This is a genomic window from Trinickia symbiotica, assembly GCF_002934455.1.
GTDB classification, from domain to species: domain Bacteria; phylum Pseudomonadota; class Gammaproteobacteria; order Burkholderiales; family Burkholderiaceae; genus Trinickia; species Trinickia symbiotica.
Genome location: NZ_PTIR01000039.1, coordinates 1 through 26,824 on the forward strand (window position 1 = coordinate 1; position 26,824 = coordinate 26,824).

Annotated in this window: 21 protein-coding genes and 1 pseudogene; 18 read left to right on the forward strand and 4 right to left on the reverse strand. The window is 56.8% G+C overall.

Going from position 1 to position 26,824, the window contains the following annotated elements; genetic code table 11:
• Positions 1-1,711: 1,711 nt before the first annotated feature.
• The 5 genes and pseudogenes from B0G57_RS32025 to B0G57_RS29940 all read left to right on the forward strand — a co-directional run.
• Positions 1,712-1,861, forward strand: a complete 150-nt coding sequence (locus tag B0G57_RS32025; RefSeq protein ID WP_223258765.1) for a hypothetical protein — start codon at positions 1,712-1,714, stop codon at positions 1,859-1,861.
• An 856-nt stretch (positions 1,862-2,717) separates the two neighbouring features.
• Positions 2,718-3,557, forward strand: a complete 840-nt coding sequence (locus B0G57_RS29925) for an ABC transporter substrate-binding protein (RefSeq protein ID WP_102607374.1) — start codon at positions 2,718-2,720, stop codon at positions 3,555-3,557.
• 284 nt (positions 3,558-3,841) lie between these two features.
• Complete coding sequence (locus tag B0G57_RS29930) at positions 3,842-5,281, forward strand: MmgE/PrpD family protein (RefSeq protein ID WP_104489614.1); 1,440 nt, start codon at positions 3,842-3,844, stop codon at positions 5,279-5,281.
• 116 nt (positions 5,282-5,397) lie between these two features.
• A complete protein-coding gene (locus B0G57_RS29935) occupies positions 5,398-5,622 on the forward strand; it encodes a transposase (protein ID WP_102607376.1) in 225 nt (74 codons plus the stop codon).
• Positions 5,567-5,923, forward strand: a pseudogene (locus B0G57_RS29940) (DDE-type integrase/transposase/recombinase); the annotation flags it as partial. The gene B0G57_RS29935 and the pseudogene B0G57_RS29940, both read left to right, overlap by 56 nt.
• Positions 5,924-5,995: 72 nt before the next feature.
• Here B0G57_RS29940 and B0G57_RS29945 read toward each other — a convergent pair.
• Positions 5,996-7,393: an MFS transporter gene (locus B0G57_RS29945; protein ID WP_102607378.1), complete on the reverse strand. Its 1,398-nt coding sequence runs from the start codon at positions 7,391-7,393 to the stop codon at positions 5,996-5,998.
• 665 nt (positions 7,394-8,058) lie between these two features.
• On the opposite strand from B0G57_RS29945, the gene B0G57_RS29950 reads away from it, so the two are divergent.
• The 12 genes from B0G57_RS29950 (at position 8,059) to B0G57_RS30005 (ending at position 22,224) form a co-directional block, all read left to right on the forward strand.
• A complete protein-coding gene (locus tag B0G57_RS29950; RefSeq protein ID WP_102607379.1) occupies positions 8,059-9,180 on the forward strand; it encodes an ATP phosphoribosyltransferase regulatory subunit in 1,122 nt (373 codons plus the stop codon).
• Complete coding sequence (gene hisG, locus B0G57_RS29955; protein WP_102607380.1) at positions 9,177-9,884, forward strand: ATP phosphoribosyltransferase; 708 nt, start codon at positions 9,177-9,179, stop codon at positions 9,882-9,884. Before B0G57_RS29950 ends, hisG begins: the two co-directional genes overlap by 4 nt.
• A 350-nt stretch (positions 9,885-10,234) precedes the next feature.
• On the forward strand, positions 10,235-11,362 hold the full coding sequence (locus B0G57_RS29960; protein ID WP_102607403.1) for a porin: 1,128 nt from the start codon (positions 10,235-10,237) through the stop codon (positions 11,360-11,362).
• Between the two features lie 757 nt (positions 11,363-12,119).
• Positions 12,120-14,210: a hydantoinase/oxoprolinase family protein gene (locus tag B0G57_RS29965; RefSeq protein ID WP_104489615.1), complete on the forward strand. Its 2,091-nt coding sequence runs from the start codon at positions 12,120-12,122 to the stop codon at positions 14,208-14,210.
• The gene (locus B0G57_RS29970) at positions 14,207-15,892 is read left to right on the forward strand and encodes a hydantoinase B/oxoprolinase family protein (RefSeq protein WP_102607382.1); all 1,686 of its coding nucleotides are present in this window, start codon (positions 14,207-14,209) and stop codon (positions 15,890-15,892) included. Before B0G57_RS29965 ends, B0G57_RS29970 begins: the two co-directional genes overlap by 4 nt.
• A 74-nt stretch (positions 15,893-15,966) precedes the next feature.
• Positions 15,967-16,689, forward strand: a complete 723-nt coding sequence (locus tag B0G57_RS29975; protein ID WP_102607404.1) for an ABC transporter permease — start codon at positions 15,967-15,969, stop codon at positions 16,687-16,689.
• Positions 16,689-17,414: an ABC transporter permease gene (locus B0G57_RS29980; protein WP_102607383.1), complete on the forward strand. Its 726-nt coding sequence runs from the start codon at positions 16,689-16,691 to the stop codon at positions 17,412-17,414. The genes B0G57_RS29975 and B0G57_RS29980 overlap by 1 nt, the downstream gene beginning before the upstream one ends.
• 5 nt (positions 17,415-17,419) lie before the next feature.
• Positions 17,420-18,190, forward strand: coding sequence for an ABC transporter ATP-binding protein (locus tag B0G57_RS29985; RefSeq protein ID WP_399279034.1), 771 nt, complete (start codon positions 17,420-17,422; stop codon positions 18,188-18,190).
• 41 nt (positions 18,191-18,231) lie between these two features.
• Positions 18,232-19,107 carry a transporter substrate-binding domain-containing protein gene (locus B0G57_RS29990; RefSeq protein ID WP_102607385.1) on the forward strand — a complete coding sequence of 292 codons (876 nt, stop codon included), beginning with the start codon at positions 18,232-18,234 and terminating at the stop codon, positions 19,105-19,107.
• 127 nt (positions 19,108-19,234) lie between these two features.
• The gene (locus B0G57_RS29995; protein WP_102607386.1) at positions 19,235-19,900 is read left to right on the forward strand and encodes a GntR family transcriptional regulator; all 666 of its coding nucleotides are present in this window, start codon (positions 19,235-19,237) and stop codon (positions 19,898-19,900) included.
• A 30-nt stretch (positions 19,901-19,930) separates the two neighbouring features.
• On the forward strand, positions 19,931-21,046 hold the full coding sequence (locus B0G57_RS30000; protein WP_102607387.1) for a muconate/chloromuconate family cycloisomerase: 1,116 nt from the start codon (positions 19,931-19,933) through the stop codon (positions 21,044-21,046).
• Positions 21,047-21,135: 89 nt separating this feature from the next.
• Entirely contained in the window at positions 21,136-22,224 is a 1,089-nt protein-coding gene (locus B0G57_RS30005; protein WP_102607388.1) for a dipeptidase, read from the forward strand.
• Positions 22,225-22,402: 178 nt separating this feature from the next.
• Here the strand turns inward: B0G57_RS30005 and B0G57_RS30010 are convergent, their stop codons facing one another.
• The 3 genes from B0G57_RS30010 to B0G57_RS30020 all read right to left on the reverse strand — a co-directional run bounded on the left by B0G57_RS30010 (position 22,403) and on the right by B0G57_RS30020 (position 24,494).
• Entirely contained in the window at positions 22,403-23,191 is a 789-nt protein-coding gene (locus B0G57_RS30010) for a MurR/RpiR family transcriptional regulator (RefSeq protein ID WP_199189659.1), read from the reverse strand.
• Positions 23,192-23,526: 335 nt separating this feature from the next.
• Positions 23,527-24,072 (reverse strand): cucumopine synthase-related protein, encoded by a 546-nt coding sequence (locus B0G57_RS30015; RefSeq protein WP_102607390.1) that lies wholly within the window; start codon positions 24,070-24,072, stop codon positions 23,527-23,529.
• Positions 24,072-24,494 carry a DUF3830 family protein gene (locus tag B0G57_RS30020; RefSeq protein ID WP_102607391.1) on the reverse strand — a complete coding sequence of 141 codons (423 nt, stop codon included), beginning with the start codon at positions 24,492-24,494 and terminating at the stop codon, positions 24,072-24,074. The genes B0G57_RS30015 and B0G57_RS30020 overlap by 1 nt, the downstream gene beginning before the upstream one ends.
• A gap of 254 nt (positions 24,495-24,748) precedes the next feature.
• On the opposite strand from B0G57_RS30020, the gene hutH reads away from it, so the two are divergent.
• On the forward strand, positions 24,749-26,272 hold the full coding sequence (hutH, locus tag B0G57_RS30025; protein WP_102607392.1) for a histidine ammonia-lyase: 1,524 nt from the start codon (positions 24,749-24,751) through the stop codon (positions 26,270-26,272).
• The last annotated feature ends 552 nt before the right edge of the window (positions 26,273-26,824 follow it).

Here is a 26,824-nt window from a genome sequence, read left to right on the forward strand (position 1 = left end):
CGCAGCATGCCGTGTGCGATGTCCCACGTTCCAAAGTATTGACCGTAGCTGCCGGCAGGGATTTCCATCTCGCCAAGGCGCAAATCGGCAATCTCCTTGGGCTCTACGGTCATCATGCCATCGGTCAATGCCTTGAGCTCGGCCACGAATTCTTTCAACGTTCTTTGCTTCTGGGACATGTCATATACCGAGCAATAAAATGGATAATGTGCGTGGCATCGGCTACGCATCGATCAAAATGTCTGAAGCCAACCGCTCGGGGCTGAAACTATAGATGGCCCGTACTGTTCAGCGCGCGGAAAGTATAAGCAGGGATCGCGCCAACCAAGCATTGCTGCAAGGCCACCTCGTAACGGCAATCCGCCATGTTGCATGTTTGACAATGTCGGACATGCGACATGTCCAAATACTTAGGCGATGCCTCGGAGCAAGCGCTACAAAACAATCTGAATGGACCGGGTCCTAACAGAAGGAATTGATGCAGGGCCCGTCAATGGTATCCGTAATAATGGTGACTAATCCAACTTGTTTCGGGACCGACTGGCAGTTCTTGAAGGTGCAGAGTCCTGCATGGCTGCGGCGTCTGCCATGCGCGCAACTCTCGCGCTGTTACTAGGCACGTTGAAACATTGAGCTTTCCTTCAAATTTCGCCTTCCGGCAGGTCGTGCATAAACTCGACGCAAAGGAATTGGTGCTTGCGCGTCCCAAGGCCTGTGACCTAGAGAAGTGCATCGTGAGAAGACGAGGATCGTGTACTGTCGGGATGGGAATCGCCAGAACGACTAGCTGCTCACGAGCTCGGCTTCGCCCGAGGTGTATCGAGCCGCCGTTCTGATCGATGGCGCAAACAACAAAGGGGCCCGCGCGGCCCCTTTGTGCTTGAGCAATTCGCTCAACCTTGCGTCGTCGTTTAGCGTCGCCTTTACACCGGCGCTAACGCCAGTCGTCATCCGCGCAAGATCGGGCCGTCGAGTGCGCTGATTGCCTGCGCCAGAGCGTCGGCAATCGTATCTACCTGGTCCATCCCAAAGCTCCTGGCGACAGGATATGCGGTCTCGGCGTGACCTGGAACCGTGAACCTGTCCGAACCGCAATCCCGCGTGAAGCGAGCGTCACCAAAGCGTATTGCTGATCGGATACAGGAAGCCAGATTCACAACGCATCTTGCCCCGACACCGCTATCCCTCGCTCCGCGAGCGCATCAGTCAGAACGCCACGCCTCTTGCAGTAACTGAGTGACGATCGGGATTGCGCCACTGCGGATCAGTTCCGCAACCTCAAACTCGATGCCGCGCATCGTCCTGCGCTGATTGATCAACAAATCACTGAACGTCCATTCGTTTCTCGCACGTTCAATAACATAGTGCGAAGCGTACACCTTCGGAGCGGCGTAAGCCGACGGCCGTGACGACTGCGCCCTTCGTTCAGGCGTTGCTCTTCGCAACTGATGTGCGGGGAGTTGCCGCAACGTTGGAGGCCCACCCGCGCGCGGGCGGCCATCCGCGATCAACCTCGACAGGACAGATCAGGACTTGCCCTAGGTTTTTGTTCAATCACAAAAAACGCATTGTACTTTTTTTTTTAAGAACATAAGCTGCCGTCAACGTAGCCGAGCGGCGCAGTTCCACAAGAGTGCACCGTGTCGATGCGGAAGTTCATCCACCGATTCTGTGAATAATTAGGAATACTAATTGACAACGGATTGTCGCGATGAAAAAGCAGGTTGCATTGATGCTTGCATTTGGCGGATTGACTTCGGCAGTCGGCGATGCCCAGGCAGACGGTACGGTGACGTTGTACGGATTGATCGACGATGGCATCACGTATGTGCATCGTTTCGCGCTGTGTATGCGACTATAAGAGCTTCATTGCAGAAACTATGCCAACGCCCCGGTGCGTCTTGGTGTCGCATATGCCTCCCTGCCCGGATACACCGTCGATCCTTATAATCGCGTCTGTACGCCAGTCTTCTTCGGTCAGACCGTGGCGACCGTATCGAGCGACGTGGAGACTTATCTTGTCTCGAACTTCGTGCTCGACACGTACAAGATTTTCGCGATCGGTGGCAGTTACCAGATCGGCAAGCTTACGTTGATAGCCCAACTTCACCAATACCGAACTGGGTCACAAGAATATGACATCGTACGTGCATGTCTATGAGGGCGCGGCGACGTACCAGCTAGTCCGGCGTAGCTGACGGCAGGCTATCAGCATGACACCTTTCAGGGAAACACGTGGAACCAGATGTCGGCGGGCGTTCAGTGCTTTTTGTCCAAACCTACCACAGTGTATCTATCGGGCGATTTCGTGAAGGCTTGATCAGGGATCAATCTGGAACTGGGCTGGTATACGACGCTGTCGCTGGCTAGTACGCAGGGCGATGTGCGCGTCGGCATCACGCATAAGTTCTGACGCTAGTTTCCTAAACAAGCCTGGACGCGTTCGAACCAGTGAGGGGTTGTTGGGCCTCACCACATCCCTTCCGCGGAGGGGTAGGTTTTTACCGATCCTCCTGAGGTCGGTGCCCGCGAAAGAAGGCCGGTTGCACCTGGCCGGTGCCATTCCAAGTAACACCGGGCAACTGAGGAACAGTCGTGATGGTGCCGGGGCGAGAAAGATCTGTCGACGTCGTCAAAAGCGGCGAACGGCTATCGAGCGGTCGAATGCGCCTGTGGGGAAAACGAAGCAAAAAGCGCTAACACATTTAGGAGTAAATATGCGTCGGATCAAAGGTCTTGTTGTCGCTACTGCGGTGTTGCTGAGTGCTCAATCATGGGCGGTAGCGGGAGCCTCGGTTGAGGCGCCCGCATCAATCAAGGCGAAGAAGGTCTTGACGTTCTGTTCGGATCTTGAGAATCCGCCAGCGGAGGGAATCGCGGACGATGGCGTGACGCCGAAGGGCGCCGCCGTTGACATGATGAATTATATTGCTTCATCGATGGAGGTTGCAGCAAAGATCGACAACTATCAGTTCTCCGGTCTTTTTGCAGCTCTGGACACCGGAAAGTGCGACCTGGCGGTCGCCAGTATTGGTAGAACGCCGGAGCGCATGCAGCGGTATGAGTTTGTGGACTACTGGAGGTTTGGCTCGGGCCTGCTGGTTCCAACCGGTAACCCGAAACACTTGGCCCGGTTCGAAGACCTTTCGGGGAGACGGGTTGCTGTACTTCTCGGCAGCAATAATGCCAAGGCGTTGCACAATATCAGCGACGATTTGAAGGCAAGTGGAAAGCCTCCGATCGACATTGTTGAACTGGGAACGAATGCAGTCGCCTTCCAGGATCTGAGCCTCGGAAGGGTCGACGCTCTTGCCACTGATACGGTGGTCATGAACTACTACATGTCGCGGTCACATGGTCGGTTCTCGATAGGTGGCGTACCGGTGCCCCCGAAAACGATTTCCATTGCGATTCCGAAGGGAAATGTCGCCCTGAAAAACGCAGTACAGGCTTCAATTGACAGAATGAACGCGACCGGAGAGATGGCGCGATTGATAAAGCGCTGGGGGATCGAAAAAGGCGTCACTACTTGTAATTCCACCAATCCTTGTCCTTAACAAAGAGGCACTAGTCATCTGCAAGAAAGGCGACGCACCGCACAGTCCAATCGCTGGTGTCATTCCCGCGAATGCTAACCAGTCGGTGCGACCTGGTGTACACGAATCAATAGACGTACGCTGTTAAACAGCCTATTCGCACTAGCGCTTATCATTTAAAATCATTCGCTGCATTAACACACCTAGCGGAATTGCGATGGCCGCCCTCAAGCCGAGAGCCTATGTGATCTGAAACATGTGCGGAATAGCGAAACATAAATGCTTTGACCAATGAGATCCAGATAATGACACCTGAACTTGAAGCAAACGTAAAACTGTCCGTCACGACGATCTTGGCGAGATTTATTGCAACCGCTAGAGAAACGGAACTGCCTAAAGAGGCGATCTGCGCGGCGCGTCGACACTTACTCGACGGCGTTGGCGTCATGATAGGTGGTTCAGCCGAATCGTCTGCCCGCGTTTCGCAGGGGTATGTTTCTGAGTATGAATCGTCGCAATCCTGCACAGTGCTTGGAACTGATATTCTTGCTGCCGCGCCGCTCGCGGCATTAGCGAATGGCACGGCCGCGCACGCGCTGGAATTTGAGGACGGTCACGACATGGCCGGATTGCACCCGTCAGTTTGTGTCATTCCTGCGGCTTTCGCTGCAGCAGAGAGAGCGAACGCGACGCTTGGAGAATTATTGACGGCGATTGTCGTCGGTTATGAAGTCGCCTGCCGGCTGACCCGTTGTTGCCGGTCGCGCCGCAACTGGGCTCTCGAGCCGAGTTGGCATTTCACCACGTTGTGCGGCATCTTTGGAGCTGTCAGCGCGGCTGCGGTTATTGACAAGCTTTCTGCGGATGACGTCGAGCAATCGTTGGGTCTGGCGACCAGTTTTGCGGCTGGACATCTGCTTGCCGAACAGGATGGCACTGGCTCCAAGTTTTTGCAGGCTGGCTGGGGCGCTCAGGCTGGCGTTAGTGCCGTCGACCTTGTCAAGCGCGGGATGAGCGCTCCGCGAGGCGCATTGGATCGACCGGCCGGATTTCTTCCGCTCTATGTTCGCGACTTCACGCTGGAGTCGTTGGTCGATGACCTTGGGACTAGGTACGAGATCATAGGTGCAAGCATCAAACCATACCCGACCTGCCGTTTCACGCACGGGGTGATTGATGCCGTGTTGTCCTTGCGATCACAGTCCGAAATTAACCGTTCCGATATCTCCCGAATCGATATCGGTTTGCCTAAACTTTCATATGCTCGCGTTGTTGATCCCGTCGAGTCGAGGCGTCGACCGCAAAATATCATTGCCGCACGCTTTAGTGCTCCCTATGTGGCGGCTCTTGCTTGGTTGCGCGGAGCCGTGTCACTTGATGATTTTCTGGTGCATTTTCCCGATACAGAGGTGCTGACACTGGCTGAAAGAGTTTTTTGTCACGTCGATGAGAGCTTGCCTGACACACTCTATGCCGCAGAAGTGGTCGTTCGCGGTTCAGATAGTGAGTTTCGGCGGCTGGTCTCGCATCCTCTTGGCTCTCCGGAGCACCCCTTGAGCCATTCGGCGTTGCTAACGAAGTTTTGCATGTGCGCCTCTCGTGGGTTAGGCCTTGGCAAAGATGACGTAAAAATTCATGGACTTGCGGAAATCATCCGTTCCGCGGATAAGGCATTTCCGGTGCGGGCCTTGACAGCGAGAGCGACGCGGTCTCGAGCTAATGAGCCTTACCAAAACGATGCCTGAGGGCTGGTAAGAAGCACTCATGGTGAAGCAGCCGGCTGAGCGTGGTAGCGGAGGACTGGCCTTCCCCCAGTTTCCCGGACACATCACACGGCATGATGTAGTCCGGAGAAACGAGAATGAGCACAAGAAGAAGACATTTCACCGACGAGTTCAAGCGCGAAGCGGTCAGGCTATGTAACGAGCCAGGCGCAGTGGTGACGCGTATCGCGCGGGAACTGGGTGTTGATCACAGCGTGTGGCGCCGTTGGGTGCAGTCCGAGCGCGGCGGCGCCATGGAAATGGCTGCTGTGGACTGCACAGGGTTTGTTGTTCGTCGCTGCGGTGATGGATTTGTACTCTAGGCGTATCGTCGGCTGGTCTATGAGCGAGACCATGCAAGCGAGAATGGTCGTCGACGCACTGCTCATAGCTCTGTGGAGGCGCGGTCGACCTGCTGAACTCATGCATCAAAGCGACCAAGGCAGCCAATACATGAGTGACGACTTCCAAGCATTGCTCAAAAGCCATGGCATTGCTTGCAGCATGAGCCGCCGCGGTGATTGTTGGGACAACGCTGGATGGATAGCCTCTTCAGCACGCTCAAGACTGAGCGCCTCAGTCGCAGCGTCTATCGCACGCAATGATGCACGTGCAGGCGTCTTTCGGCATGACTTATCGTCGCAACCGATTGGCAGGTCCGTCAGGCGATCTAAGCCGTGAGGAACCACGCGTGCGTCAGCTGCGGCTGCCGCGCGAGATTTCTTCCCCAGCGTGATGCGGCAGACGCAGCGCGAGGGGAATCGACGCGAACGAGCACAATCCCGCCACCAGGAATGCGGGCCAGAAATCCGACGATGTGACGACTACATGCCCGTGCGCCAACCTCGAAACCTGTAGTGCCATACCGCCGACCGGCACGCCGAGACCGAGTGACATCTTCTGCATGAGACTGGCGAGGCTCGTTGCGCGCCCGACATCGCGGCTCGCGATGTCCGCATAGGCCAGCGAGTTCAGACTCGTGAATTGAAGCGCCGGAAAAAAGCCGCTAAGAAGCACAACGGCCCAGATGATCCACGTCGGCATGCCAGGAAAAAGCAGTCCACATGCTGCCATAGAAACGCCAGAGAGCATGGCATTTACCACCAGCACCGAGCGAAAACCGTAGCGACGCAGCACTCGGGAGACTACCGTGCACGTGAATATGCTACCGAACGCGGATGCACATGTGATCAGGCCGGATTGAAACGCGCTCATGCCGTGCCCTTCTTGCAGCATCAATGGCAACAGAAACGGTAACGCGCCAAGGCCGATGCGAAACAGCGATCCGCCGAGCACGCTTGCCTGAAACGTTGCTACTCTGAAGAAGCGAAGATCCAGCAGCGGCATCCTCGTGCGCTGTGCATACGCGGCATAGATGACGAGAAGCGCGGCGCCGATCGCGCACATGCTAAGCGCGTCGCGGTTGGAAACGAGTTCGCCGCCGATTAGCGACAGCCCAAGGAGAAAGAGAACGATGCTCGCCGCCGAAAGGGAAAAGCCGATCCAGTCTAGTGGTCCAGGGTGCCGCACGCTTATGTTGGGGATATGCTTGTTCGTCAGGTACATGCAGAGAACGCCGATCGGCAAATTAACGAAGAAGGTCAGGCGCCAGTGCAGATATGTTGTAACGAAGCCGCCGAGCAACGGGCCTGCCGCGGGGCCGAACATCGAGAGCATACTCAGACGATTCATCGATCGAATGACATCGGCTTTGTGCACCATGCGCAAGAAGATGATCCGACCGACTGGCACCATCATCGCGCCGCCTACGCCTTGCACGAAACGCGCGAACGTGAAGGCGGCGAGCGAATTCGACGCCGCGCAAAGCAGTGAGCTCGCCATGAATATGCCAATTGCGCTGCGAAACACTGTGCGCGCGCCGAAGCGGTCGGCGAGCCAGCCGCATACAGGGATGAAGACGCCGAGACCGAGCACATAGCTTGTCACCGCGATTTCTAGCGTCACCGAATTGTGTCCGAAGTCGTGCGCCATAGCTGGCAAAGCTGTAACGACCACGTTCGCGTCAACGCTTTCCATGAACATCGCGCACGCGACGACTAGGGGCGCAATAAGGGATTTCTGGTCGACGAACATTGAGTTATCGTTGGTGTTCAGGCAATTTGAAGGATTGCAATGGCCAATCGTCAAAACATCGATTCAACCGCATTTGTGACTGTGCAGACGCAAATGTTGCGCCAGACACCAAAGAATTGCCGGTGAGGCTTATTCCTTGGTGTTACTAGATGATTCAGTCGAGCGGGCGTTCGGGATTTTGTCAATTATTTGACGTCATTGATTCGACAATTCGGACAAACCAGACAACGCGTAAGTCACCGGATATGGTCGTCCCGCATAGCATGCTTAGTTGCAGCACATCACACTAGCGTTGAGGAATTTTGATTCATCAAAGTTAGTGCGATATCGAATCCGGAGGGACGGGATCAACTGCGACCAAGAATTTGGCTGCGGGGCATCGCAGGGAGCTCCTTGTGATGCCTTCCGCTGATGTCTGATCAGGGAATTCGCTAGATGGACGACTGACTATGTCGAATTTTTGACATTGATGCATTGAGGACATTGATTTAAGGAAACTTGTGCTTGGCGCGGTCCATGCTTGCTATTGCGACACAGCACCATGCTGGAGACGTCGTCGCAAGACTCGGCCCAGCACGGAGTTGACTGCTCGATTTTGAGAATCCGTCAGGAAAGACAATACGGAAATTTCCTCAGCCGCAATCAAAGCTACTGGAAACATACCAATGCCTGCTCAATATGCTGCCATCGCTCCAACTATCCGCCAGCTTTTCGCGAGCCGCGGTGCCGAGCTTGTCGAAGTAGCAACCGTTCAGCCTGCAGACCCATTCATTGACGTTATGGGTGAGGGGCAGCGGTACTACTTCTTTCTGACTGAGAGCGACATCCACGAGACACTCTGCTTGAGACCGGATTTCACGATACCTGTATGCCTGGAGCACTTGCGATGCGGAGCGACGATCCCGCGGCGCTACGCCTATTTCGGTGAAACTTTCAGCAAGCGTCCGGCAAGCCGCGATGGTTTGCTGCAGGCCGGCCTAGTGGACATCGGCGATCCGGATGCCGCGACCGCCGATGCACGCTCGATCGCGGATGCATATGCCTTGCTCGAAGGCACGCTGTTTGGTCACGACTATGCGACGATCATTGGTGACCAAGCGATTTTCAAAGCGGTGCTTGCTGCACTCGAAGTCCCAGGCCGCTGGCAAAAGCGGTTGATACGGGCGTTCGGCGCGCCTGTCCGACTTGAAGCGATGTTTGCGAAGCTCGCAGGTCCAATGCCGGAGATGTACATCGATGAGGCGCTTAAGACTTTCCTCGCACGAGGACACTCAGACGCATTAACGGCCTATATCAAGGACATCATGTCACTCGGGAGCGTGTCACCCACTGCCGGGCGCCCGCCGGAGGAGATCGCAACACGCCTTACTGAAACGATAGAACTCGCCAGCGCTCGAGTGCCGCAGGCTACTTTTGATGTGTTGAAGAGTTTTCTTTCGATCCGTGTTCCTCTCCAGAGAGCACCTGACGAAGTAGCTCGCTTCGCGAAGTCGGCAGGATTGACGTTGGGAGTAGCGTTCGACAACTTCGTTAAACGTGCGGAGGTGATCGACAAACAAGCTGTACCTTTGCAAGAAGTGACGTGGGATGCATCGTTCGGTCGACCTCTCGATCACTATACGGGCCTCGTCTTCGAGATCCAGGTTCCCGGAAACGACAGACCGTTGGCCAGCGGCGGGCGATATGATTGTTTGGCCACCCTGCTCGGAGCTCCACAACCCATTCCAGCTGTTGGCTTCTCTGTCTTGCTTACCGAAATCGACCAGTCCCGGGAGAGGATGCAATGAGAATTTCACTTGCATTGCCTTCCAAAGGGCGACTCAACGACCAGACTATGGATGCCCTCGCGAAAGCAGGACTGCCGGTTTGGCAGCCTGACCCACGCAAATACCAGACTCGCCTCATTGGTAGGGACGAGGTTGAGGTGTTTCTCTTCAAGGCCTCCGAAATCGCGGTCAAGGTGGCATGTGGCGCGGTCCATCTAGGCATTACCGGCGAAGATCTCTTGTTCGAAAGCCGTGATGACTGGAAGGCAAGAATGGAGATCGTCGCACGGCTTGGCTTTGGAAAGACTGATGTCGTTGTTGCTGTTCCGGAGGCTTGGCTGGACGTCATGACGATGGCCGACCTTGACGATGTCGCAGCGGATTTCCACCAACGCCACGGCCGACGGCTCAGGATCGCGACGAAATATCGGCGGCTAACTCAACATTTTTTCTCCGGTGTGCATGGCATGCAAGCCTATCGGATCGTCGAGAGTCTCGGGGCCACGGAAGGGGCTCCTGCAGCAGGCTCCGCCGACGCAATCGTAGACATTACGACGACGAGAGCGACACTGATGGCGAATCATCTGAAAGTGCTTGAAGATGGAGTCATCCTACGCTCCCAGGCGTGCCTGGTGGCTTCGCGAATGAGGCAAGCAGAAGTCGATCAGACTCTCATTGCGGAGATTGCTGGAAGACTGAGCTCAGTAATCCCTCCGCCTACCTGAAAGACATGCTCGATTGGGTCTCTCCGGGTCGCGCCGACGACATCGCCGCGCTTCCACCGGATCGCGGGGCGACTGCCGCCGTTTGACTAGCAGCGAGGACGCCCGCGGATCCCTTCGCCGGGCGCTTACGATCGAAGAGGGCTGTGGCGAACGCCCTCCGGCTGCACCTGCCACTGCCCGAACGCAAGCATGAATAATTTCATGCTTGCGTTTTATTTATGTATCGTTACTATCGTGGCCGTCGGCGCACAGCTGTACGCCGGAGCGCATGCGCCAGGTTACATTTTCCTGACGGTCTCGCGACGCCGTGCAAAGTTGGCTGTTACAAAAATACTTAGGAGGTCGAAGTGATTCGTGGTAAGACAATTTTCGCGGCTGTCGGATTCCTCGGTGCCTGCGCTCCAGCGTTTTCCCAAGGCTCGGTAACGCTCTATGGATCGCTAGACAATTCGATTCAGTACGTTCACAACACAGGAGGGAAGAGCCAGCAGTGGAGCCTCCAGGGAGGGCAAATTGGGACAAACAAGTGGGGCTTTAAAGGGGTAGAGGACCTGGGCGGCGGGCTTCGAGCGGTATTTCAGTTGGAGAATGGCTTCGATATCAACAACGGAAAATTCAAGCAGGGCGGAGCGGAGTTTGGTCGCTTGGCCTTTGTGGGCATCAAGTCAGAAAAATACGGAGCGATCCTACTCGGACGCAATTACGATGCGCTGACGGATCTCGTATTCCCCACTCAGCCGAATTACTACCTTTACTACTTCACCGCCCCAGGGGATGTGGACAACGCCGACACGAACGCACGCATTAACAACGTTGTAAAGTGGCAGAGTTTCGTTTGGTCCGGCTTTCAGGCGGCGGCTACCTACGCGCTCGGCGGCATAGCCGGTTCCGTGGGATCGGGTCAGTCGTACAGCGCAGCGTTGTCGTACACCGCTGGCCCCCTTGCGTTGGCAGGTGGCTATTTGCATGCAGACGAGGGGAATCCTACTGTATCGACCCGCGGCACATCCACATTCGGAAGCTTGTTTTTTAGCCCGGTTAACAGCGCTTACGCTTCCGCGAAGGCGATCAACATCGCGCGGATCGGCGCAAAATATTCAATCGGCTCGGTGACGCTCGGCGGATATTATAGCTACTCTGAATATCTCCGCGATGCCTACTCGAAGTTCCGGAACGCAGAGCGGTACAACAATGTCTCGGTGTACGCCGTCTGGAAAATCACCCCCTTCGTCGTAACACAGATAGGCTATGACATTCTGAAATCTCATGGAGATTCGTCGGCTACCTACAACCAAGCAACAGTAGCGGCGGACTACCTGTTATCCAAACGAACTGATGTGTACGCATCTATTTCGTATGGACACGCGTCCGGTCAAAATGGTGCAGGGAAAGCGCAAGCAGTGATCGCTGATTCATACCCTGCGGCTGGCAGCGCAAGCCAGACACTGGTATTTCTCGGAATGCGTCACCGATTCTAAATGGTGATTCATAGATGCGGCGGAAATAAGACCAGCATGAAGGCGCCGTTTTCGCGATTGCGCAGTCTATGCAACTTTACATCCGCCCCAAAACGGCTGAGTTGCGTTGCAAAGAGCCGAACGCTCAGCGCAGGGCTGCCCGGAAGACCAGGCAGCCCAAAGAAAGAGGGCACAGCTAAAGGCCCTTGGGAAACGCGGCACGTGCGCGTGGCGGTTCCGCGGCTTCTGCTGTCGCACGAGTCTACCGCGGTCCGCTCATGGCTCGAGGGTGCGCTACCTTCTCCTCGTTTATCCGCAGACTCGTCTGGATGCACTGCGTCGGCGATCGCCTCAGGGTTAACTCTCTTTCAAAGCTGAATGAATAAATTTATGCTTTAAACCATAGAGTGGAATTAAGCTTTCGATTTGTGGCCTCGCGAACCCGTCGGTAGCGCAGCACGGGAAATGACTTCCTGCTGTCGCGACGATCGAGGAGAACCCTGATTCGTCTGTTTAATAGAAGTCAGCACGCCGGCCGACCATCGGCCAGCAACTCGCTTCGAAGGAAAATCAGAATGCCGCTGCAGCCCCAAGTCGATAAAGCGGTGCACGCGCGGTGGTCACCGTTGCGCGGGTTTGCCGACTCCGCAGAGCTCGGCCCGGATCTCAGGGAGACCGCGACTAGACTGCTGAGTTTTTTTTGTAACAATATTGGCGCCAATTTGGACGCCATTCGTGAACTACGACTATCACGTATTTTTTACGGAGCGCATTCGTAATGCTCAGTTCAAACGATGACCGCCTGCGCTTGCGCGTCGGCGTGGATTCAGGTGGGACTTTCACCGACATTTGTATGTTCGATGAAGGCCAGGGCGACATCTTTGTCTGGAAAGTGAGCAGCACTCCGCAGGATCCATCGCTCGGCATTGCCAATGCGGTTGAGCAGGGTCTGCGAGAAGTGTGCAGAAGGTCGGGCCGAGACGCCGAAGTCCACTATTTTGGTCACGGCACGACGGTTGCGACCAATGCCCTCATCGTTGGTCGAGGCGCCGAGACGGGCCTCATCACGACATCGGGGTTTCGCGACGTGCTGGAACTGCGCCGTCAAAAACGTGACGCGCTGTACGACTTGCAGACCGAAAAGCCGAAGCCTATCGTCTCGCGTGACCGACGGCTCGAAGTTCCGGAGCGTACGCTCTTCGATGGCAAGATACTCACGGAGCTCGACGAAGATGCGGTCCGCGCTGCCGCACGAAGGCTCGGCGAGGAAGGCATCCGGTCGATCGCCGTGTGCTTTCTGTTCAGCTACGTCAATCCAGAGCACGAACTGCGGGCACGAAGAATTATCGAGGAGGAGATTCCCGGAGCCTACGTCACCGTTTCACACGAAGTGGCTCGCGAATTCCGCGAGTACGAGCGGTTCTCGACTACGGTCGTCAACGCCTACCTCGGTCCGATCATCAAGCATTATCTGCAGCGGCTCAAGCCACGTCTTGGCGAAATTGGTGTCCGGTCGCCCGTGCATCTTACGCAGTCGAACGGCGGCATCATCTCGTCGGAGTCAGCGCAGCGTTTTCCGGCGCGCACAGTCCTTTCGGGGCCGGCTGCAGGTGTCATGGGGACGCTGGCTATCGCGGAAGCTGCTGGATTCCCGAACCTGATTACGTTCGATATGGGCGGGACATCGACAGACGTTTCGCTCATCAAGCATGGTGCGCCGATCATGTCAAATCAAGCGGTTGTCCATGGACACCCGCTCAAGCTCCCGATGCTCGATATCCATACGGTTGGTGCAGGCGGCGGTTCCATTGCGTACGTTGACGCCGGTGGCCTGCTCAAGGTTGGCCCTCGGAGCGCTGCCGCGGACCCAGGTCCGATCTGCTTCGAGCGCGGCAACGACGATGAGCCGACGGTGACTGACGCGAACGTCGTACTTCAGGTTTTGAATCCGGTCGCGCTGCTCGACGGACGCTTGCCCGTCAATCAGGCTAAGGCAAAGGAAGCGATCGGCGAACTTGGCGAACGCCTCGGACTCGGCGTCATGGAGACCGCACAAGGAATCATCAGTGTCGTCATCGCCAATATGGCCAAGGCGATTCGTGTGGTTTCAGTGGAGCGAGGCCATGATCCGCGCGATTACGTAATGTTCGGTTTCGGAGGCGCAGGGCCGATTCACGCGTCCCGACTCGCGCGGGCGCTCGACATGCCCAAAATCGTCATTCCAAAATACCCCGGAATCATGTGTGCGCTCGGCCTTCTTTTGACTGACTTGCGGACCTCGACGTCGTTGACCCGCCTTCTACCACTTGACACCGCAAGCGGTGCCAGTCTGGCGCAAGGGTTCGAGCAGCTGGAGCGTCACATTTCGCAGTGGTTCGAGGAAGAGAAGATCGAGAGCGAGCACAGGGTCGTCACTCGCACCGTGGACATGCGCTACGGTGGTCAGGGATACGAATTGCCTGTGCCCTGTCCCGGCGGCAAGTTTGATGCGCACGCAATTGAAAAGCTTCGGAAAGCGTTCGAAGACGCACACGAACTCGCATATGGCTATGTTGCCGACGGCGAACCCGTCCAAATCACGACGTTGCGTGTCAATGCTGTTGGGCGAGTTAAAAAGGCGGAGTTTCGGCCTCAGCCTAACGCCGCTACGCGGGCGGCCGACGCAATGGTTGGCACTCGCAGGGTATGGATTCCTGAGGCGGGAGGCTTCACTGATTGTCCGCTGTACGACCGCGAAACACTAGGACCTGGGCACGCGCTCGATGGGCCAGCAATTATCAATCAAATGGATTCGACGACATTGGTCCTTCCCGGCCAGACCGCCTGCGTAGACTCCTTCCTCAACCTGATTATCGAGGAGCGTTCATGAACTTTAGCGAATCGGCCACCGCCACATTGGCTAACGTGAGATCCTCGAAGCTCGATCCAATCACTGTCGCAGTGATTGGAAGCGCGTTGTCGACTATTGCCGAGGAGATGGGTAAGGCGGTTATCCGCGCAGCATACTCCACGAACATCAAGGAACGACAGGATTGCTCTACGGCACTCTTCGACAGGACCGGGAACACGATTGCGCAAGCTGAACATATTCCCATCCACCTGGGTTCGCTGCTTGGCATCGCGGGATACGTGCTCGAGCACCACGACATCTCATCGATTCGACCCGGCGATGTATTCATCGGCAATGACGCCTACACGGGGGGCGGCACGCACCTGAACGACATCGTGCTCATGGAGCCCGTGTTCTTCAGAGAGCAACTGGTGGGCTGGATCGCAAATCTGGCGCATCACTCGGATTTTGTTGACCGCGGTCACGCGCATATCTTTCAGGAAGGCCTCCGCATCCCACCCGTGAGACTGTATAAGGAGGGGGTGCTTCAAAACGATGTGATGGATCTCATCCTGCTGAACTGCCAGGTTCCTCACGAGCGCAAGAGCGACTTTCGGGCACAGATGGCAGCGAATCGCCTCGGTGTGCAGCGCTTCCAGGATTTGTGTGAACGCTATGGCAGCGACGTCGTGGAAGAGGCTTCAGCAGAGATTCTCAACTACACGGAACGGCGAACCCGAGCCGGCATTGCGCAGATTGCGGATGGCGTGTACGAGTTTCAGCATGAATTCGATACCAACCTCATCGACGACATTCTCGATCTGAAGGTTCGCGTTACCGTGCGAGGCGACGAGCTGTTCGTCGATTTTCCGGATGCGCCCACGCAGGTACGGGCGCCCATCAACATGGTTTTCACCGCGCTCCAAGCAACGGTCTTCTTCGCCGTCAAAGCCCTTGTCGACCCTGACATACCCGCCAATTCGGGCTTCCACCGCCCGATTCACATTTCGGCACCTGCGGGAAGCGTCCTGAATTCCACGCCTCCTGCTGCCGTCTACAGCCGCACGGACATCGCCATGCGTCTCGTCGACATGATCTTCGCAGCCTTGGCCCCTGTGCTGCCCGAACGCGTGGTGGCTGCGTCCACTGGCGGGATTCTACTGACGACTAGCGGAACCCATCCGCGCACCGGGCGCTTCTACGTCTACAACGAGATGCAGGGTGGAGGGATGGGCGCCCGTGCACATAAAGATGGGCTTGACGGAGTTCAAGTCAATACGACCAATACGGCAAACCTGCCCATTGAGGCATTGGAAACCGAGCACCCGGTCATGGTGGAGTGCTACGAACTGGTGCAGGACTCCGGCGGCGCAGGCGAGCACAGAGGCGGAATGACGATGAGACGCAGAGTGCGGATTCTCGATCACGTGGCGACGATTTCCGCCGGCGGTACAAATAGCCGCCTCTCGCCGTATGGGATCTTCGGCGGGCACGGTGGCAGCCCGGCGCGGGTGGAAATGCCGAAGAATGCGCCACCCCTCGAAAGGCGCAAGAGCGTGCTGCAGCCCGGCCAGTCGATCGGGATGGTCGCGGCTGGCGGAGGCGGTTATGGAGACCCCAAGCGGCGGGCTCGGGAGCTCGTGCTTCGCGACTTGAAGGAGGAGCGAATCTCGAAGGCCGCTGCCGTAGACATCTACGGGCTCGACCCTTCGTTGCTGTAACGCTCGGGGGCCGTCGTCCTCAACTATGGCGGCCCTGATTGCGAAGCTCGGACGTCTATTAGGACTTAGTGATCGTGAATCAGATCAACTTCATACAGCTCATTGGATTCGGGCCGAAAGGCTGGGGTCTCACTTTGCTCGGTGGGGCGGCCGTTACTGTGGCCGTTGCCACAAGTGGAATGCTGCTTGGCATCGTCCTCGGAACGCTCGGCGCGTGGGCAAAGGTGGCGAGGCGCAGACCCCTTGCCGACATCGCTGACGCATACACCACTGTCGTCCGCGGACTACCCGACTTGCTAATAATTTACATCATCTATTTTGGTGGAAGCGCGGTACTGACGTGGTTGAAGCCACTCCTCGGATCAACGGGCTTCGTCAACTTTCCCGGATTCCTTGCGGGGACAATCGCGATCGGCGTCATCTCGGGAGCTCAAAGCACCGAAGTGCTACGGGGCGGCTTCAACGCGGTCAACAAGGGAGAAATTGAGGCGGCGCGCGCCTGCGGGATGAGGCGTGAGTTGCGTTTTCGAAGAATAGTCGCCCCGCTCACGCTGCGTTATGCGCTGCCCGGAATGGGCAACATCTGGCTCAGTGCATTGAAGGAGTCGTCGCTTCTTTCCGTGACCGGTCTAGCAGAACTGATGCGACAGACTGAGGTCGGTTCCGGATCCACACGCCTGCCATTCGACTTTTATGCCGCGGCTGCACTCATCTATTTTGCCCTGTGCACCGTATCGACTCTCGCTATTCAGCGATTCGAACGTCATTACTCACGCAACGTGGCAGCGAGGGCGTAATGGACCTGACCTTCATCTATCAGACGTTTATTCAACTGCTACCTGGCATTCCGCTCACGGTTGGGCTCGCTGCCATCAGTGTGGTTCTCGGCGGACTACTCGGCTTCATCATTGCCTTGCTGCGCATGTCGCCATCGGCGCCTGTTCGGGCTTTTGCTTGGTTCTACGTGCAGCTGTTTAGAAGTGTGCCATTGCTGGTGCTGATCTTCATGATCTATTACGGCTTGAGTCAATTCAATGTCATTCGGGAGAGTTTTTTATGGCCCTTCCTGCGTGAGCCGTATTGGTGTGCTCTCGTAGCGCTAGTCATCAACGATTCTCCTTACGCAAGCGAAATTATTCGTGGCGGGTTGCAGGCTGTCCGTAGAGGCGAGCTCGAAGCGGCGCGTGCGTGCGGAATGTCAGGAGCCCTACTGCTGCGCCGGATCATTGTCCCGATCGCGATCAGACAAGCATTGCCGGCGTACGGCAATGAAATCATCGTCATGGTGAAAGCCACGTCGTTGGCATCGCTTGTAACGCTCATGGATGTAACCGGTATTGCATCGTCTATTGCTAATGAAACGTATCGTCCGATCGAGGCCTACATGTCGGCAGGGATCATCTACCTTGTCATTAGTTACCTCCTGACTCGGACCGTTCGACGGATTGAGCATCGTCTCAGCCCTCACTTGCGGGCTCCGGTGATGGAACAAGATTCACTTCTTGAGGGAAAGACGGTATGAACTCCATTAATCGGCCTTGTCCGAAGGCTGTGCAACTCACGGATATCAGGAAACAATACGGAAAGATCGAGATACTTAAGGGTATTTCGCTTGAAGCGAGCGAAGGCGAAGTCATTTCGATACTTGGCTCATCTGGTTCAGGCAAATCCACTCTGCTTCGCTGTATCAACATGCTGGAGGTTCCTGATGCGGGCGAAGTGGTGGTTGCCGGTGAGCGAATTAAGCTGTCGAACGCCCACCCGGAGGGACAGCGGCATTTCGACCATAGGCAGATCGACCGCATCCGTGCAAGTGTTGGCATGGTGTTTCAGAGCTTCAACCTGTGGTCTCATATGACGGTGCTCGAGAACGTTATCGAGGCGCCCATCCATGTACAAGGTCGACCGCGCAAGGAATGCATCGAGGAGGCCCGTGAACTTCTTGAAAAAGTCGGAATATCGAATCGGGACAACTTCTACCCAGCGCACCTGTCCGGCGGTCAGCAGCAGCGCGTGGCGATAGCTCGTGCGCTTGCGATGCATCCTTCGCTGATGCTATTCGATGAACCGACGTCAGCGTTAGACCCGGAACTTGTCGGTGAGGTCCTGCGAGTGATGCGCCGGCTGGCAGAGGAAGGCCGAACGATGCTAATTGTCACTCACGAAATGGGGTTTGCCCGCGAGGTCTCGAGCCGCGTGGTGTTCGTGGATCGCGGGACCATCCAGGAAGAAGGAACCCCCGATGAAGTGTTCGGTTCCGGCCGTTCCGTGCGCCTTCAGCAGTTTTTGGCTGGATAGCCGTTGCTGTTCCGTTATCAACGACTTTGCAGGATAGGAAAATGAAAAATTTGAGGAAACACCACTCGCACTCAATCCTCCTCGCTATGACGGCCGCCGCCATCGCCGCTTTGGGGTTGTTCGGACAAGCTATTGCGCAAACCCCTCCCAAGGAAGTCCGAATTGTCACGGAAGGCGGATTCGTACCATGGAACTACACCAAGCCCGATGGGACGCTCGCCGGTTTTGAGATCGATCTGGTTCGCAATCTTTGTGATCGGATGCACGTCAAGTGCACGATTACGGCGCAGTCTTTCGACAGCATGATCCCGGCGCTGAACGCCGGAAAGTATGATGCAATCATCGATGATCTGGCGGTTACGCCGAAGCGCGAAGAGGCAATTGCATTCTCGGTCCCATACGCATCGCTCTGTTATGTGTTCGCAACGTTGAAGGGTAGTGAGGTCGCGAAAAAACTGCCGCTGGAGGACAAAATAATTCCACTGGGCGATGCGTCGGCGTCCGAGAAAGCACTTTCTGAAGTGAGGGCTGCGCTTTCGGGAAAAGTGGTAGGCACGCTAGCTGCCGGCACGTCAGTCGAGTTTGGAAAGACCTATCTCAAGGGAGTCACGGTCCGACAGTACAAGTCGCAGGAGCCCCGTGACCTGGATTTGCTAGCCGGGCGAGTGGACGCGGTGCTTGGTTCAAAGGATTCGCTCCAGGGAACTGCCGCGAAGCCAGGCAATGAAAACATGGTGCTGGCAGGTCCATGCTTCCAGGGTGGCGTGATCGGGAAGGGATCTGCTGTGGGCCTGCGCAAGGGCGACACGCAGTTGAAAGCCATGTTCGATCAAGCTATCCGTGCGGCCAAGGCTGACGGTACCATCAAGAGGCTTTCCGAGCAGACGTTCCACATGGATGTGACCCCGGCGCAATAGCTTCGGGCCTTGCCTATGTTTTCCTGTCGCCGCACCGGATTTCCTCACTAGCGCAATACCCCCGGATGAATCGGCTTCAGCAAAACCGAACATGTCACTATGACCGCTCTTTCACACACGTAGAAGTATGAGCAAGTTACCAAGCAACGGACAACGTGGAGCGCGATTCCGGATTCGCGAGCTGGCGGACATGATCGAGCGCGATGTTAGCTCGGGTCGTCTTGGAGCAGGCGCGTGGCTCAAGCAGGTGGAGCTTGAGCAAGCATATGGCCATTCGCGTCTTGATGTGCGGCAAGCGTTGGAACACCTGGTCGAACGAGACGTGGTGGAATCTATTCCTAACCGTGGTTACCGGGTCCAGGTCTTCACGCAGGAGCGACTGCAGAAGGTTCGGCAGATTCGGGCGATTCTAGAGGCCTCTGCAGTCGAATCCGTCATTGGGAAAGCGGATGCCGACGAAATCTTCGTTCTTAATCAGTTGGCACAGGCGTTTTCCGACGCCGTCGCTTCGGGCACTGCCGCAGAGCAGGAGGACTGCAATAGGGCATTTCATCATCGGCTACTTCGTCACTGCCCTAATGACGAGCTGGTCAAGATGATTTTTGACCTGCGCGACCGAATTCCGGTGGCAGTTCAGCGAGAGAACAATACGTCCGTGATGCTTGCTCGATCCGCGCAAGAGCACTTCGATATGGTCAAGCTCCTTGCGGACATGAATCGTGAGGCGTTACTCGAAACGATGCGGCGCCATGTTCTAGGCCCTCGAGGCTCAGACCTATGCGGCCGTCCTTAGGGTCACAAAAATATTGAGGTGACTGCAACTATGAAGATTGCTGCTATCGAAACATTTGAAATCCGCATTCCGTACCGACGGAATCATACTCTGAGTTCCGGGCCGCTTTACGGTGCTCATTCGGTCATCGTCCGGTTGCAAACGGACGAGGGATTGATTGGGGCAGGGGAAGCCTCGATCCCCGGCGGGCCCGTGTGGAGTGAAGAGTCTGTCAGCTCTGTACGTGCGGTGATCGAAGAATACCTCGCTGCCGCGGTCATCGGACGGGATCCGCTTCAATGCTCGGATATTGCCGCCGTCATGAGCAAGGCCGTGCGTGGCAATCCCTTCGCTCGCGCAGCGATTGAGATGGCGTGCTTTGACGTCGCCGGCCAGGCGCTTGGAGTACCTGTTGCACAACTGGTGGGCGGTCGGCGGCGTTCTAGTGTGCCGATGGTCTGGTCGTTGGCATCGGGCGTAGTTGAACAGGAAATCGAAGAGGCGCAGGGGGTCAACCAGCGGTTTGGAATTTCTCGCTTCAAGGTAAAGGTTGGCCACGTTGATGCCGCAGCCGATCTCGAGCGAGTTCGCACGCTGATGCGCAACGTTCCGGAGAACTTCCAGATCCGGCTCGATGCCAATCAGGGCTGGAACGAGATGACCGCAAACTGGGCGCTGCCAAGGCTTCAGGATCTGGGGGTGACAATCCTCGAGCAACCCTTGCCGAAAGGTGACCTGGCCGGGATGGCGCGTCTGAAGCAACAGGGCCGTGTTGCCATTATGGCGGACGAATCGGCAATGAATGCCAACGACGTCATCAACATCATTCGCAACGCTTCAGCGGACATGATTGCGCTAAAGTTGGCAAAGGCCGGAGGCATATTGGGAACACTACAAAGCGCTTCGGTCGCGGATGCGGCGGGTCTGCCATATTACATGGGCTGCATGATGGATACCGGGCTGGGGACGGCTGCGTATCTCCAGACGGCGTCCGCACTTAAGGATATGTCTTACGGGGCTGCTTTACCCGGACCACTGATGATGAGCTCCGATGTCCTGTCAACGGAAATTGTGTACCGAGACGGAAATATCGAGGTGCCCGCTGGGCCAGGTCTCGGAGTCGAGGTCGACTGGCATGTGGTCGAACAACTCTCTAACAAACCCTAGTGTTCTAACCCGCTAATACCGGAGCGAAGCACGCTAGCCTACTACATGACCCGCATGATGGACACGTCAATCATGCGTAGGAGAAATCTATGATCGCTAAAGAACACTCAGGCATTGGACGAGGCCCGTCCTCACTGCCTACGAGTGAGGATGCCAGGCGTTTGCACGCAGACGCATTTTTCATTGATGGGCTTATGCTATGGGGATCGCTTGACAATCCGGAAAGCATGCGCGAGGCGGCTGACGGCGGCCTTAACGCTGGCATCATCACGGTAGCGCACTACCCCCACGACCGACATCAGGCACGAGACCGGATCACAAAATACAAGAAAATCGTTCGCGAGAATTCGGACGCCCTTTGTTTCGCTTCTAGCGTAGAAGCCATGCTGGCTGCACGTGAGAAAGGTTTGTGCGCAGTTGCATTTGGCTTTCAGGACGTGGCTCCGATCGGCAACGATTTGGATATGATTTGGGAGTTTGCAGAAGCTGGCGTTAAGGTAATTCAATTGACATACAACGACCAGAACCTCGTCGGCAGCGGTTGCTGTGAGCGAGTACAGGGACCGTTGACGAGATTTGGTCTTAAAGTTTTATCGGAGTTGGAGAGGGCAAAAGTAGCAGTCGACATTTCTCACTGCGCGAACCCTACGCGTGATTCCGCGATTGCCAACGCCGCCGCACCGATTCTCGCAACGCACGCCAATGCCGATGCTATTTGTAATAGCCCACGTAATCTTCGAGATGACCAAATCAAGGGCATCGCGTCTACGGGTGGATTGATTGGGATTTGCCTCGCTTCGAGCTTTTTAAAGAGGGACCCGAGGACAAACGAGATCAAACCTACCACATTCGATGACGTGGCCATTCATATGGAGCATGTTGCTGAGTTGGTGGGACCACAGCACCTTGGCATTGGCTCAGACGTGTGTTCGACTTGGCTTGCTTCCGACGAAACGCCGGCGGAATCGAGCCTGAGGTTCTGGCGGGAAACCAACCCTGAGGTGTTCGGGGTTGGGCGTACAGATCGTTACGATCCCTATCCAGACAACATTCGCCGTCACGCTGATCTCATTGGGATCACCAACGCTCTGCTTCGTCGAGGCTGGAAACACTCTGACATCCGCGGAGTGTTGGGCGAAAATTACCTTCGCGTCCTGCGTCAAGTTTGGGGCCATTAACCATATTGCAGTGGGCGTCCCTGAGAACCAGGCAAGCGGCGCCGCCGCCTCCGCTGCGGTAGCGACCTTGTACTTGAACGCGGTCGTTGCCATCTCCCAGAGGGTTGGTTCTGGTTCCCGTAGCGCGAACTTGTGAATCAGATGGCTCAGGTCCCGCCCGCCCCGTGATTGCGGCTTATTAGCGGATAAACACTTTTCGTTTTAGCGAAGACCTGTCGCCCGCCTCAAGTCGAGCTTCAGCGCGCTCTGGCATTGCGTCGCACATGGCATCCAGCAGTACCGAAACGAGCACAGTTCCGGCAGCGCATGAATCAAATACAAGTCTTGAATGAATTCGCGCCGTAAGCAATTGGTCAGCGATTTCCCCTTGCGCGCGGAACGCGGTGTCAGAAACTACTGCGATCTTCAAGCCAATCTGTTTCGCGTACTGCAGTGCGTGGATGGTTTCCCGCGGATACAGCGGCATGGCGAAGGCAAGCATCCAATTCGCGCCAGCGTCGCGCGCTTGTTCCAGCTGGTCTTCGGCGAATGATCCACCATGGACAATGGTGCGAATGTCTGGATGCACCTTGGACGCAAAATAGCCGAATTGTGTGGCAAGGCCCGCGGCAGCGCGAATACCAAGAACGGGCAGCGGCTTCGAGTTGGCGAGGGCTTTGCCGAAAGCTCGAATCCGCTCCGCATCCCCGAGCTCTTCGACGAGTTCGGCAACATTCCGAGCCTCGGCTACGGCGGCAAGCTGATACTTATTGCCGCCCTCCACTGGAGCGGCCAACGCGGGCTCCGAGTAAGAACGCAGTTCGCGCCGCATTTCCAGGAATCCGTCGAATCCAAGAGCAACGGCAAAGCGCGAGACGGATGGCTGACTGACGTTGGCAAGTTCGGCCAGTTCCATGCTCGTCAGAAAGCCGATGTCCGACGCATGGTCGACAATAATTTGAACGATACGGCGATGGGCGGGCGTCAAGCGTTGACCCTCAAGCCTCCGCTCGAGCTCCGACCGCAAAGACGTGGAGCCCGCCGCATTTTGAGGCGACGACTTCGCGGATCGGGTGAGTTCGGCGCGGCTTACGCGAGGCAATTCAGTTCTCCGGAACTTCTACGAGGATTCGTCAGATGTCTGAGCAGAATCTTACCCGAAAAGATGTGCCGCTATGGAACGGAAGTACCAATTCATCAATTATCGAGAAGGCCGAACCGGGGTGGTAGATCGGGCAGCGGAAGTCACGGAGTGAACGAGGAATTGCCAGCGAAGTGCTTTCGCGCGCCGGAGGTGCCGGCGCGCAGAACCGATGCGATCTGTTATGCCGCCGCGACTACAGCGGCGATTGAGGCGACTTCGTTCGGCTTACGATGCGGGAACGCGACGCCGAGATTCCACGGAAAGATGAAGTGGATCCAGCGGTGCATGCGGACGACATACGTCATCATGGCGCCGGTCAGCTGAACGTATTCCTCTTTCGTTTCCAGGGTATCGAGTGCATCGCTGTACATTTGCCCGATCTGATGCATGTTCGTGAGCCCAAGATCGGTCATGAACTCGAAGACGTTGAACGTACCAGTGAGGAACTCGCGCGTCATTTTTACGAGCGTGGGCAATTCCACGTCCGGGTATTGCGAAACCTTGAGGAAGCGATACATCACGTCCGCACCGACGAGCATGAGATACGCCTCGAGATGGACCAAAACGCTGAACGATTGCTGACCACTGCCAGCACCGCTGTCGATGATGCCCCAGCGGATCTTCTGAATTTCCTCTGGCTCGGCCAGCCATACGCGCTCGACCTGACGGTCAATCTCGGCTTTCGCTTCGCGCCAGTTGCCTTTGAATTTCTCGATGCTCGACATTACTGAGCCCTCCGGATAGTGATGTTGACAAGGTTCTTGCGGGGCTCGGCAACGGTTTGCTCCCAAACATGCTGACCGAGCCTGGCCAAGAGGGGGAGGTCGCTGTCGAGCACTTGGCCGAACTTGTTGACGAGCGCGCTCTCGGTGATGCTTCCGTAGGTGAGGCAAATGGTTTGTCCGGGGGCATACAAATAGACGGCGCCGGGCGAGCGCTTAACCATGTTGCTTTTCCCCAGATGCACGATCTTCGTTGGCAGCCAGATGGCTTCGCCAGAGATGACCACGTGGCCGAGTACGCTGTCCAGGGGCAGTTGTTGAAGAACTTGGCCTACAACGTCCGGATTCTGGTCTGCGAGCAACTCAACCCGAAACTTCACGTCGATGCTCGGCGCGTGGAATTCGAGCAGATCGGTGGATGACATAGGTAAAAACCCTCTTGTATGAAAGAATTCATGTCGAGATGACGTTATAAGAATAAAACAATTCTCTCGGGCTCGCAACAAGCGGGCTGTGCGGCATGCTGGCATCGATGTCTACCGTGTTGGGCCCGTTGAAGCTTGATCGCCAGCGCCAGTACTTGCCTGGTTTCTGCACCATCTAGCTCAGCGTCAACGGAGGTATTGAATGGATAATTTCATTCGGTTATAGTGTTGAACAGATTCATTCGAGGTTAACCATCGTGAAACTGACTCCGGGAAAGCTGACCCTTGCTCAACTGCGTGATATCGCACGCGATAGGGGCTCGCTGCAAATCGACCCTAATAGCTTTGTTGCGATTGATACGGGCGCGAAGGCCGTTGCAGACATCGCCGCAAAGGGTGAGCCGGCCTACGGCATCAATACCGGCTTTGGCCGCTTGGCCAGCACGCACATTGCGGACGACCAGCTCGAGCTACTGCAGAAGAACCTCGTGCTGTCGCATGCAGTCGGCGTCGGCGAGCCAATGGCGTCCTCGTCGGTGCGCCTGCTGATGGCACTTAAGCTGTCGAGTCTCGGCCGCGGTCATTCAGGTATCCGGCGCGAAGTGATGGACGCGCTGATAAAACTGTTCAACGCGGATGTGTTGCCGATGATCCCGGTGAAGGGCTCGGTCGGCGCGTCGGGCGACCTTGCGCCGCTCGCGCACATGTCTGCCGTGCTGCTCGGCGTCGGCGACGTGTTCATCCGCGGCGAGCGCGCGAGCGCGATCGACGGTTTGCGCGTCGCAGGCCTCGCGCCGCTGACGCTGCAAGCGAAGGAGGGCCTCGCGCTGCTGAATGGCACGCAGGCGTCGACGGCGCTTGCGCTTTACAACCTCTTCGCAATCGAAGACCTCTTTCGCACGGCGCTCGTCGCCGGTGCGCTGTCGGTGGATGCCGCGGCCGGCTCCGTCAAGCCGTTCGATGCGCGCATTCACGAGTTGCGCGGTCATCGCGGACAGATCGACGCGGCGGCCGCTTATCGCGCGTTGCTCGAAGGCTCGGGCATCAATCTCTCGCATCGCGACTGCGGCAAGGTTCAGGACCCGTACAGTCTGCGCTGTCAGCCGCAGGTGATGGGCGCCTGTCTCGATCAGGTGCGTCACGCGGCCGACGTGTTGCTCGTCGAAGCGAATGCCGTTTCCGACAACCCGCTGATTTTCCCCGATACGGGCGAAGTTCTCTCGGGCGGCAACTTCCATGCGGAGCCCGTTGCGTTCGCCGCCGACAATCTCGCGCTCGCGGCCGCGGAGATCGGCGCGCTCGCCGAGCGGCGGATCGCGCTGCTCATCGACGCGACGCTTTCGGGCCTGCCGCCGTTCCTCGTCAAGGATGGCGGCGTCAACTCGGGCTTCATGATCGCGCACGTGACGGCGGCCGCGCTTGCCTCGGAGAACAAGACGCTTGCGCACCCAGCCTCGGTCGATTCGCTTCCAACTTCGGCCAACCAGGAGGACCACGTATCGATGGCGACCTTCGCTGCGCGGAAGCTTGCCGACATCGCGGAGAACACGAAGCACATCCTAGCGATCGAGTTGCTCGCCGCCGCGCAAGGCGTCGATCTGCGCGCGCCGCACAAGACGAGCCCGAAGCTCGCACAAGTGATGGAAACGATCCGTGGGAAGGTCGCGCACTATGAGATTGACCATTATTTCGCGCCGGATATCGCGGTAATCGCGAAGCTCGTCGGTGAGCGCGCGTTCGCGAAGATCAGCCCGCTCTCGTTCGCATCGGAACAGTAAGCCGAGGAGCGCACCGGTCTGAGATCTTGAATTTCGTCCTGGCCCGCATTCGCACGGGCGAGGGGGCAGAGGGCGACCACGTGCCGTCCGAGAACGACTTGGCACGCGAGTTCAAGTTCGGCCGCATGCTGGGACTGGCGGCGATTCGCGCCGATCAAGTCGCTCGCCGAGAGAAGCCGCAGTTGCACTGCGCGAAAGCTGTTTCATTCGCAGGCGCGTGGCTCACTTGCAGCGGGTCGAGTACCGGATCAAAGCGGCCGCACCGACGCAGGTGCGGTGCGGCCAGCTGCGCGTGTACGAAGTCGAGGCGAGCCTCCTTGTCCGTTCGCGCTCGTGGCCGCATGGCGCCGTCGCCTCGGTGGCTGTGCTATCTGGGCAGCGGTTATCGCTTCTCTGCACATTTCTGGTTCGCTATTGATTTTCTTTTGCTTCGAGAGCAGTCGTCATGAACCATCCAAAACACATCGATCCCCGGCTAGATCCGACACGTACGATCCGCGCGCCGCGCGGCAGCAAGAAGACCTGCAAGACCTGGATTGCGGAAGCCGCGTA